The organism is Frankia tisae, from assembly GCF_025403405.1.
In the GTDB taxonomy this organism is placed as follows: Bacteria; Actinomycetota; Actinomycetes; order Frankiales; family Frankiaceae; genus Frankia; species Frankia tisai.
The window spans coordinates 1-10,021 of the sequence record NZ_JANEZT010000253.1 but is presented as its reverse complement, the minus strand read 5'-3'; the positions used below and the strand labels follow the sequence as shown (position 1 = coordinate 10,021).

Below are 10,021 nucleotides of genomic sequence, written 5' to 3'. Positions count from 1 at the left end.
GTACGGGTGAGGGTGAGCAGGAGCTCGGCGGGTCTGCCGTCGATCCAGCCTGCTCGCCCGCCGGCCTCGGTGAGGACGGCGTTCGGATGCCGATCAAGGTGGCTGCGCAGCAGGGCAAGGTGGGCGTTCTGGTCCAGGTCGAGGCGCAGCCGTACGTCGTCGTCGCCGATCAGCACCTCCCGCGGGATCTGGCGGGGTTCGCGGTGCTGGTGCCAGGTGTCCAGCCACTGTGACCATGGTGCGGTGCGGGCGGGTAGCGCGGTCGCGGGGATCGTCCAGCGGGCCGGATGCAGGATGGAGCGGCCTCGCCGGACCTGTGGCAGGAACGGCAGTGTGAGGTGGTCCCCGTTCTTCGGACAGTGATCCCTATGTGGGATAATTGATCCGTGAGCGGAGGAGATCAATGAGTCAAGCACGGAGGCGGTACACGCCCGAGTACAAGGACGAGGCCGTGAAACTCGTCATCGATTCGGGTCGGCCGGTATCGGCAATAGCAAAAGATCTCGGCATCAACGAGGGAACGTTGGGGAGCTGGGTGGCCACCTGGCGACGGTCCCACCAGGGCGAAGAAGAGCCGCTTTCGATGTCCGACCGCGCACGGTTGAAGGAGCTGGAGAAGGAGAACCGGGAACTCCGGATGGAGCGCGAGTTCCTCTCAAAAGCAACCGCCTTCTTCGCGCAACGCCATCAGTGACCGACAAGTACGAGCTGATCGCCGCGGAGAAGGACAACTACCCGATACGCAAAATGTGCCAGTGGCTCGTGGTATCGACGTCCGGTTTCTACGACTGGTACCGCCGGCCGGCGTCGCCCCGAACCCGCCGGCACACCACCCTGGACACCCAGGTACGGGCCTTGTTCACCGCGTCCCGCCAGACCTACGGCGCGCGGCGGATCGCCGCCGCCCTGACCGCGTCGGGCCAGCCCACCTCGGTCCGCCTCGCCCGGCGGATCATGCGCCGAGCAGGGCTGAAAGCCTGCCAGCCCAGGGCCTACCGCCGCACCACCATCCCCGGCCAGGCCCCCGCGCCCGCCGACCACGTCCGCCGCGACTTCACCGCCACCCGGCCCGGCGCCAAGCTCGTCGGGGACATCACCTACATCCGCACCGGCGAAGGATGGCTGTACCTCGCCACCGTCATCGACTGCTACTCACGGAAAGTCCTCGGCTGGTCCATGGCCGACCGCATGCGCACCGAACTCATCATCGACGCGTTCACCATGGCCGCGTCCCGCACCACCCTCACACCGGACGTGATCTTCCACAGCGACCGCGGCGCGCAATACACATCCGACGCCTATCATCGAACCCTGAGCAAGCACGGCGCGCGACCCTCCGTCGGCGCCACCGGAGTGTGCTGGGACAACGCCGCCGCCGAATCCTTCTTCGGCACACTCAAAAATGAACTCGTCTACCGAGAAATCTACCCCACCCGCCGGGCCGCCCGCAGTGCGATCGCCGAGTACATCGAAGTCTTCTACAACCGGCAGCGACTCCACTCCACCCTCGGCTACCACACCCCGGAACACGTCGAACATCTCTACCTGACGAGTCAGACATCAATACCGGAGGCGGCGTAAAGCTGATATAGTCCAACTATCGCGTGTCCGTGAAACGGGCAGCACCTCAGTGTGCTCGCGTGTCCCCAGTCGAACCGGGCACAGGGCGCCGTCCATGCCGTCCAGATCTCCGTGAGGAAGCGGACGAGTGGCTGCTGGATGGTCGGCAGCCGCACGCAGTTGACCAGCAGCGGCTCGACCGGCCGCCCGGTGGTGAGCGACACCAGCCACAGCCGCTGGCCGTCGCCGGCTACCGCCAGATCTTTCAGCGTCCAGGGCGGGTTGGGGTGGAAGTCGCCGACGGGCAGGACCGGAAGGAGTTCGGGTGTGCGGGCAAGAGTGGTGAGTCGGGTGTCCAGGGGAGGCGCGGATAGCTGCACGGTGTCTGCGCCGGGTAAAGCGGTCGGCAGGCTTGTATAGACGCCGCGGAAACGTTCCCGCTCGGCGGGAGTGAGCAGGTGCAGGAACCGGGCAGCGGCGACGCCCGCATGCCGGGCCCCGCTCACCACCGTCAACGTGAACATGCCGCGGTCGAGATCGTGCGGTGTCGGGGCGTCGAGGGCGAACCGCAGTTCGGTGTGCGGGATCGGTGGCCGGTCGTCCTCGCCCCGAAGCCGGCCGATCAGATCGTCATCCAGGACCACCTCGGCGCAGCCATCCAGAGCGGACTGCTGCGCGAGCGTCGCGAGCAGACTGTCCCGGACGGTGAACGTCGTCGGGTCACGGCGACGCGAGCCCCGGTAGCCGGCGGGGAACCCCAAGGTGCGCAGGACATCGTCCAGCGGCACGGCCGCGCCCGGACCCCACCTCTCGCTGAACGCGGCATGGTAGGCGGCCCAGCCGGGCAGGTGCGGCGCGACGGCGACGAGCGCGGCGGCGGCTTCCTGCGCCTCGCGGACCACGGCGGGCGGCAGCGTCACCGTGCAGTCGACGTGCAGATCGACCGTGGTCCGGCCGTCCGGTGCGGGGAGGGCGATGTGGTGGGCCAGGTGCGCGGCCGGATCGGTCACGGTCATCGGCGGCCGGATCGCCGACAGCAGGACACCCGTGTTCACCAGGGCGGCCAGCAGGTCCTCGGCCGCCGCCGCGCTGCCGGCCAGTCCGTCGGCCACCGTCGCGGCCAGTTCCTTGAACGGGACGGGGGCGCTGGCTGCCTCGATCGCCAGCCGCACCGGGCCGGTCAGGTCGATCTCGACATCCCAGGCCCGGTCGCCTTCAATGCGGGCACAGGGCAGCACCCATGCTCCGCCCCGCCGATACCCCAGAGAGTTCGTCACGACCGTGACCGATCGCAGGATCGCCCGGTCGCGTTCGGCCACAGTCACGTGATCGGCGATAGACCGGTCATCCGGGCGGGTCACCTCACGATGCCGATCCCCCCAGCGGACCGCCGCACGGGAGCCGAATTCGACCCGAGCGACTCCGGCGAACCTGCCGAACGGGGTCGCCCTGCTCGTCCACCGCAGCAGATACCGGACCGTCGCCTCGACGAGGCGCCGTAGCCTGCGCCTGTCCATGGGCTCGTGGGCCAGCGCACGGATGATGCGGGCGGCCAGGTCGGGCGCGGCCTGCTCGACAGCCGCCGCGAACTCGGGCAGCGCCCACACCTCCCGTAGCCATCCCAGCCACTCCTCGGGCCGGCTCGTGGTGAGGTCGGGCCACGCGGGCAGCGCCAGATCTCGGGGGTAGGAGGCAGCCCTGATCAACGCCGCGTCGACCGCTCGATACATGTCTGGCTCCGCATCGCCGGGTTGGGGGACGGAGGCCCGGCCGCCTTCGGCCGGGCGCTCCCTGGGATGAACGGTGTCAGTCGCTGGTGGTCGTGCAGGCTTGCGACTCCGTGTTGCCGGAGCCGCACTCGTCGTCGGTGCTGGTGGCGTGGCCGCTCGCGACGGACCCGGCGTCGACCAGACGCAGGTTCAGCTCGTACTCGTCGCCCATCAGGGGGTTCCTTTCTCCTTGGTGGTGAAGGCCAGGACGACACGGCTGTGCCGCTTGTCCAGGACCGCCCCGTTCGGCAGGTCACCGTCAGGGGTGTGCGCGGGAAGGACGTGGAGCGTCGGAGACGGTTGACCCGCGTCCACCCACGCACGCATGTGCTCGACCATCCGCCCGGCCGCCGCGGCGGCCTCGGTCCCGTGGGCGTAGGCGCCGAGATCGAACCGCCTGTCGGTCCAGCGCAGCGCCGACCGGTAGGTGAACGTGTCGTCGTCGAGGGTTGCCGGGGTGCCGAACCGCCAGCCCGGGGCGACGACGCCGGACTTGACGGCTGTCGCCTGTGCCGAGAGCACCAGGAAGTGCGTCTCGTGGATGAGGCGGGTTGCCAGCCACAGATCCAGGTCCGCGAGGATGGTGGCGGGCGGCAGGCTCACCCCGACCCACGCCTCCTCGCGGGGCTGCGTAAGGAGGGCACCGACAACGTCGAGGTCGTGGTCGACCCGCTGGTCTTCGTCCAGCCGCAGATGGACACCGTCGGCGATGTCGAGGTACCGCACCTCGTGGGCTCCATCGCCCTGCATGGAGACGAACCCGCACTGGCGGCGGCTCTCACTGACCAGACGGTCCCCGCGGCGTCGCAGCGCCCACGACCGGGTCATCCCGAACGTGCGCAACGGCACGACCAGCACACCGTCATCGGTAAGCTGATCATGCCACGCAGGCGGGATGTCCCACGCCCCGACCGTGACGATGATCAAATCGTAGCGGCGACCGGGCACGATCGGATGCTCGGCGTCCGCGCACACCACGGTCACGTCGTGGTAGCCCGCCGCCGCCAGACAGGCGGCTGCTCGGCCGGTGACCTCGGGGTCGATGTCGACGGTCGTGACCGATCCCGACGGGCCGACCAACTCCCGCAGCAGTGACGCGTTGTAGCCACCGCTGCCGATTTCCAGCGCGTGCCGGCCCTCCAGACCGCCGAGCGCGTTCGCTGCCTGACCGATCATCTCCGCAATCAGGTACGGCGCCGACACGGAGCTGACCGCTTCCGCGCCGCGCATCTTCTTCAGGACGGCCGTGTTCGCGTCGTACGCCTCTTCCAGAGGCAGGCCCGGCGTGAACAGCTCGCGGGGAACGGTCCGCAGCGCCGCCTCCACCTCGGGCCGCAGCACAAGCCTCTTCGCCGCATGATCGGCAGCCAGCCGGTCGACCATTGCGTTCCGGAGACCCTCACTACTCATAGTGTCGACGCTCGTCACGGTGTCCTCTCTCGATGCGTACAGCCGCCGCGGGTCGGACGGCCCTCCTGGCGTTGACGGTCTTTCCAGCGCGGATGGCCCAGGATGGCGGCTTCCTCGACCGCGTTCTCGCGCAACTGCCAAGATCACAGTCACGGTAGGTGTCGCACGCCACCACGATGGCCGGTGTCAGGAGACGAGCCATTCCCCCACCGCGAACGTCTTCTTCGGCATCTATGAGGCCGTTGACCTGCGCGAACACTGCCGTATCCTCGGCTTTATTCGGCGTGATCATGCCGATGCCTTCGGGGGTCCCTCGGGGTGCGATCTCACTCGCCGTCCGGAGGGTGCTGCGGGCTGCACAGAGACCTGTGCGCCCTCCTCATCTCTGCGAACGCTGCCGCTGGCCGCTGCCGGGGATGGCCAGGTGATCGCGATGCGGGTGTGGCGTCGGGCGAGGACAAGGGCGTCGGGGGGCAGCAGCTCGTCGGGGGTGTGCGCGGGGTAGGCGGTAATGCGGGCGTTCAGGCTGGTGCCGTCCCAGGATCTGATGAGGCCGACCAGCTTCTCGACGGTGGTGTCGGCGTGGGGTCCGTGGCCGAAGGCGCCGTACTCGAACTGCTCGCGTGCCTCGCTGGTGGCACGGAAGGTCAGATACGCGAAGCTGTCCCCGTCGAGAAGGGTCGGGACTCCCAGCCCCCAGGAGTGGGCGACCAGGCCGCGGTCCATGGCGGCCTTCGTCGCGGCCAGCAGGCCGAAGTCGGGCAGGGTCATGGCCATCAGCAGGTACAGGCCGTCGAACCTGGTGTTCTTCCCGACGGTGATCCCCGACCACGCCTCCTGCCGTGGCATCGGCAGGGCGGCACGTAGTCCGTCGGCGTCGGCCTGTTGGTCGTCGTCCAGGCGCAGGCGCACGTCGTCGCCGTGGAGCGAGACCAGTCGTTCCCGCCGTTCCCCGACTCCTTGCATGGGCACGAAGCCGCACAGCTCGTAGCCCCGGTCCACCAGACGACCGTTCTCCTGCTCGAAGGCCACCGAGCGGGTCAGGCCCCGCATCCGCAGCGGGACGACGAGCCGGCCGCCTTCGGCGAGCTGGTCACTCCAGGCCGGGGGCAGGTCCCACGCGCAGACGGTGACGATGATCCGGTCGAACGGAGCATGCTCCGGCGCACCGAACTCCCCGTCCGTACGCCGCAGGTGGACGTTCTCGTAGCCCGCCGCCGGCAGGAGTCGGGCTGCCCGGTCGATGACGTCCTGATCGATGTCGATCGAGGTGACCTGGCCGGCCTCGCCTACCAGTTCAGCGAGAAGCGCCGCGTTGTATCCCGACGACCCGATCTCCAGGACCCGCATCCCCGGGCGTACCTCGGCCTGCTCCAGCATCATGGCCTGAATCCGCGCGGCGGACACCGAACTGATGCTGACCCCGTGCTCGTCCTTCTTCGTCACGTAGTGGTGCTCGGCGGCGTACGCCTTCTCCACCGGGACCTCGGGGATGAACAGGTGCCGGAGCACCGCCCGCACCGCCTGCTCCACCTCGGGCGTCACGATCGCCTTCAGCTCGCGCAGTTCCCGAATGAGCTCCTCGCGCAAACGAGGGATATCGGCCGGCTGCGCATCCGAATGATCATGAGTGATCTCGGTTGCTGAGGTAGGCACCAGGCTTCTCCTCGAACTCGGATGGTGACCTTGAGTGATGGCCTGTCGACCCTACGATGCTGACACCCTCCCCGGCGTGGGTGGATCAGGGTGTCGCATCTTGCGAGACCGCCAAGATCACAACCAGGTCGGACGTGAGGCGTCACTAGGGTGCCTGACGCCAAGGGGCGAGTCATTCCCTCCACTGTGAACGTTTTCTTCGTCGTCCAAGAGGTGTCTGACCTGCGGGAACGCTGACCTCGGGGTGCACTTGTTCAACGTGATCATGACAGTTTGTTCGGCAAGTTCCCCAGAGATTTGATCTTGATTTTCCGTCTGGTCTGGATGCCGCTGCGACCAGAGCACGGTGGACCTGCCGTCCTGGGTCTCGCGTCCCGGCGAGTGCCGACGCTGGGGCCACGGGAACTCCGGCCCTGCGCCATGTGCGGCCGTCCGGTGATCCGAACGCCGCGCGAGAGCCAGCTGGCAGCGGACCGCGGCCACCACGGCGAAGCCGCCGACGGGTGGCAGACTGTCCCCCAGGCGCGCGAGTTCCGGCAGGCAATGAAGCAGATCCCCACGGCCACCACCGTCTGACAGCGCGCAAGCCGGCTATCCGGCGCACTCTCCGACGGCCCCCGGATTCTCCCGAGGAAGGACGAGCCTTCATGGCCCAGTTTGATGACCACCGGTGGATGACGCGTGCCATCGCACTCGCTCACCGCTGCCGACCGGCCACCGGCGCCTACTCGGTGGGTGCCGTCATCGTCGACGAGAACAACGAGGAGATCGCGTTCGGGTTCTCCCGGGAAGTCGACGAGGCGGTGCACGCCGAGGAGTCCGCGCTCGCCAAGGTCGCACCCGGCGACCGCCGGCTCGCCACCGCGACGATCTACAGCACCCTCGAACCCTGCTCGCAGCGCAAGTCCCGGCCCCGCACCTGCACTCAGCTCATCCTGGAAGCGAAGATCCCCCGGGTGGTCATTGCCTGGCGGGAACCCAGCCTTTTCGTCGCCGACTGCCAAGGCTACGAACTACTCGCCGCCGCCGGGGTCACCGTTGTGGAAATGTCTGAACTCGGCGAGCAGGCCCGCGCCATAAACGCACACCTGTCCGTCTGACCATCGCTATCCCCCTTTGCCACGCTGGGATACGCGCATGGTCGTTCGGGAGGCCAGGGCCCGACCGGGAGCACGGAGGCAGACCGTCGTACCCAACGGATTCTTGCCGCCAAGGTCAGCTCTCCGCCCGGCGAGGCCGCATAGCTCGTCGAGCGGGACACGGCGTCGTCCATCTCCGCTGTGGTGTCGCAGCGGGGTCGCGAGGCCGTAGGAGCGCACCATACGCACGACCCTGTCGACTACCGTGAAACGGTCGGTTTCGTGCTGTGGGTGGCGGACACGAGATCGTGTCCGGGACCGGAGAGGATGTGCGGCGTTGTCATGAGTAGGCCGAGCCAGCGGGTGGAACAGGACGCGCTGCGGGAACGGATGCGCGCGGTCGGGATGAGCCACGACGAGATCGCCGTCGAGTTCACCCGCCGCTACCGGCTACGCCCCCGCACCGCCCACCGGCAGGCCCGCGGCTGGACCCAGCAGCAGGCCGCCGACCGCATCAACGCCCACGCCGCCCGCACCGGCCTCGACCCCGACGGCGCCGCCACCATGACCGTCCCTTGGCTGTCCCAACTGGAAACCTGGCCGCTCCCACCCCGACGGCGCCCCACCCCGCAGATGCTCGCCCTACTCGCCGAGGTCTACGGCACCAGCATCGACAACCTCCTCGACCTCGACGACCGCGAACAGATCCCCCCGCCGACACGCTGCTGATCAACACGGCACGTCGGGCAGACCGGTTGCATTCGATGCCTGGAGCGAAGACCGACGGCAGCAGATCGCTGGAGAGCGCCTCTGGGTCAGTTCCAACTGTGGATCACTCGGTGTACCCGCCGGATGATCCGCGAGGTCTCGATCAGGCCCTCGCGCGGCGGATCCCCACGTCGCCAACGATCACTAAGGATCTGTCGGGACGCCGACACCGACTTGGCGCGGATCTTCCTGAGCAGCTCCGCCGCCGCACTGCCCGCCTTCGCCGGCTCGATGACATTCTCGGTGGCGGCGAGACCTACGATCTTTATCTCGCCGAGTACGAAGCCACGAGCGCCATCGTCCAGAACTCCAGCTACGACGAAGCCACGGGGCGGGCCCTGCTGTCCGTACTCGCCGAACAGGCCCAGCAGGCGGGTTGGGCGGCCTTTGACGCAGGTAACCACACCGAGGCCAGCCGTCTGTACAAGGAGTCGCATGAGCGCGCCGTCGCGGCTGGCGACGCGCCCTTGGCCGGCAATGCGTTGGCCTATCTTGCCTATCAATCCGGCCGAGATGATAGGCGTGCGGCGGTCGGGCTCGCCGTCAGATCATGCCAGGTCGCGGGCACCGACGCGCCCAGCGCGGTCAGAGCGCTGCTCTTCGAGCGTCTCGCCTGGGCCTACGCGATCATTGGCGACGTGCGCGAGACCGAACGAGCCCTCACGACCGCCGAGACGGCCGTTGCCGAGGACAGCGAGGAACCCCAACCGGACTGGGCCGCATGGGTCGACCACAACGAGATATCGATCATGACGGGGCGCTGCTGGGCCGAACTGCGGCGACCTCTTCGCGCTGTGCCCGTGCTGGAGAGAGTTCTGGACAACTTCGATGAGGTCCGCGCACGCGACAAGTCGCTTTACCTCACCTGGCTCGCCGACGCGTACCTTGCTGCCGACGAAGTTGAGCAAGCCGCGAGCGTCGCTGGCCGTGTATTGGATCTTTCCGCTGGCGTGGCATCGGTCCGACCTCGCCAGAGGATCAAGCCGGTTCTTCGTCACCTCGACCCGCACCGGGCGATCCCCCGAGTCCGGGAAACCCTGGATCAGGCGAAAGCGCTCGGGCTCGGCTAGGACTGGCCAGGCTCCGTCGTCTGGGCCACCCAGTCCAGATACGCCTTCGACCCCTCCAGGATCGGTACGGCGATAATTTCCGGATTACTCCATGGATGGTGAGCCAGCAAGTGCGCCTGAAGATCAGAATATCGGTCGGCGCGAGCCTTGAGGAGTAGTTGCCACTCCTCCCCGGACCCGAACTCGCCGTGATGCCAGAACACCGAGACCACCGGGCCGACGATCTGGGCACCCGCGGCGAGACGCGCTCGCACGGCGGACTGCGCCAGCGCCACGGCTGCCTCACGGGTCTCCGTCGCCGTCGACACCTGCACAAAGTCAGTCACATCGAAACAGCCTAGAGGGCCGCCCCGTACCCTGACACGCAGCTGGTCAGCTGGACGTCGCGAACGCTCTGCACCGTTCCTCAGCGACGCCATGAACGAGGGGGACAACGAAAAGCGCCATCCCGTCCTGTTCGATGCGTGACACGGCGGCTACCGTGAAACGGCCAGTTTGGAACGACAGGTGGCGGGTCCCGGACACGAGATCGTGTCCGGGACCGGAGAGGATGTGCGGCGTTGTCATGAGTAGGCCGAGCCGGCGGGTGGAACAGGACGCGCTGCGGGAACGGATGCGCGCGGTCGGGATGAGCCACGACGAGATCGCCGTCGAGTTCACCCGCCGCTACCGGCTACGCCCCCGCACCGCCCACCGGGTGGCCCGCGGC

8 protein-coding genes and 1 pseudogene are annotated in these 10,021 nt (G+C 68.1%); 3 read left to right on the top strand and 6 right to left on the bottom strand.

Annotated features, from left to right (window positions below; all coding sequences use genetic code 11):
* Positions 1 to 416 (bottom strand): lantibiotic dehydratase (locus tag NBZ85_RS21450; RefSeq protein WP_261562481.1); only part of this gene is annotated, 416 nt, incomplete at its 3' end.
* Here NBZ85_RS21450 and NBZ85_RS21445 point away from each other — a divergent pair.
* Positions 404 to 1,581 (top strand): IS3 family transposase gene (locus tag NBZ85_RS21445; RefSeq protein WP_261562480.1). Its coding sequence is split into 2 segments (ribosomal slippage): positions 404 to 656 and positions 656 to 1,581, totalling 1,179 coding nucleotides; the frame shifts between segments, so codons are not numbered across the junction. The genes NBZ85_RS21450 and NBZ85_RS21445 overlap by 13 nt on opposite strands.
* On the opposite strand, the gene NBZ85_RS21440 is transcribed toward NBZ85_RS21445, so the two are convergent.
* From NBZ85_RS21440 to fxlM (NBZ85_RS21425), 4 genes are all read right to left on the bottom strand, one after another.
* Positions 1,554 to 3,290, bottom strand: a complete 1,737-nt coding sequence (locus tag NBZ85_RS21440) for a lantibiotic dehydratase family protein (protein WP_261562479.1) — start codon at positions 3,288 to 3,290, stop codon at positions 1,554 to 1,556. The two genes, NBZ85_RS21445 and NBZ85_RS21440, sit on opposite strands and share 28 nt — an antisense overlap.
* Before the next feature lie 76 nt (positions 3,291 to 3,366).
* Positions 3,367 to 3,501: an FxLD family lanthipeptide gene (fxlA, locus tag NBZ85_RS21435; protein WP_256790408.1), complete on the bottom strand. Its 135-nt coding sequence runs from the start codon at positions 3,499 to 3,501 to the stop codon at positions 3,367 to 3,369.
* The gene (gene fxlM / locus NBZ85_RS21430; RefSeq protein WP_256790409.1) at positions 3,501 to 4,739 is read right to left on the bottom strand and encodes a methyltransferase, FxLD system; all 1,239 of its coding nucleotides are present in this window, start codon (positions 4,737 to 4,739) and stop codon (positions 3,501 to 3,503) included. The genes fxlA and fxlM (NBZ85_RS21430) overlap by 1 nt, the downstream gene beginning before the upstream one ends.
* A 288-nt stretch (positions 4,740 to 5,027) precedes the next feature.
* Positions 5,028 to 6,395 (bottom strand): methyltransferase, FxLD system, encoded by a 1,368-nt coding sequence (fxlM, locus tag NBZ85_RS21425; RefSeq protein WP_256790414.1) that lies wholly within the window; start codon positions 6,393 to 6,395, stop codon positions 5,028 to 5,030.
* Positions 6,396 to 7,042: 647 nt separating this feature from the next.
* On the opposite strand from fxlM (NBZ85_RS21425), the gene NBZ85_RS21420 reads away from it, so the two are divergent.
* Positions 7,043 to 7,495, top strand: a complete 453-nt coding sequence (locus tag NBZ85_RS21420; protein WP_055752713.1) for a deaminase — start codon at positions 7,043 to 7,045, stop codon at positions 7,493 to 7,495.
* Between the two features lie 321 nt (positions 7,496 to 7,816).
* Positions 7,817 to 9,312 (top strand): annotated as a pseudogene (locus NBZ85_RS34090) (NsdA family TPR-like regulatory protein).
* On the opposite strand, the gene cutA reads toward NBZ85_RS34090, so the two are convergent.
* A complete protein-coding gene (gene cutA, locus NBZ85_RS21405; protein WP_200912964.1) occupies positions 9,309 to 9,638 on the bottom strand; it encodes a divalent-cation tolerance protein CutA in 330 nt (109 codons plus the stop codon). The pseudogene NBZ85_RS34090 and the gene cutA sit on opposite strands and share 4 nt — an antisense overlap.
* Between the last annotated feature and the right edge of the window lie 383 nt (positions 9,639 to 10,021).

What these genes read in the sequence shown, in the direction of transcription:
- NBZ85_RS21440 (WP_261562479.1), bottom strand. Translation starts at nt 3,290, where the DNA reads ATGTATCGAGCGGTCGACGCGGCGTTGATCAGGGCTGCCTCCTACCCC.
- fxlA (WP_256790408.1), bottom strand. Translation starts at nt 3,501, where the DNA reads ATGGGCGACGAGTACGAGCTGAACCTGCGTCTGGTCGACGCCGGGTCC.
- fxlM (WP_256790409.1), bottom strand. Translation starts at nt 4,739, where the DNA reads ATGAGTAGTGAGGGTCTCCGGAACGCAATGGTCGACCGGCTGGCTGCC.
- NBZ85_RS21420 (WP_055752713.1), top strand. Translation starts at nt 7,043, where the DNA reads ATGGCCCAGTTTGATGACCACCGGTGGATGACGCGTGCCATCGCACTC.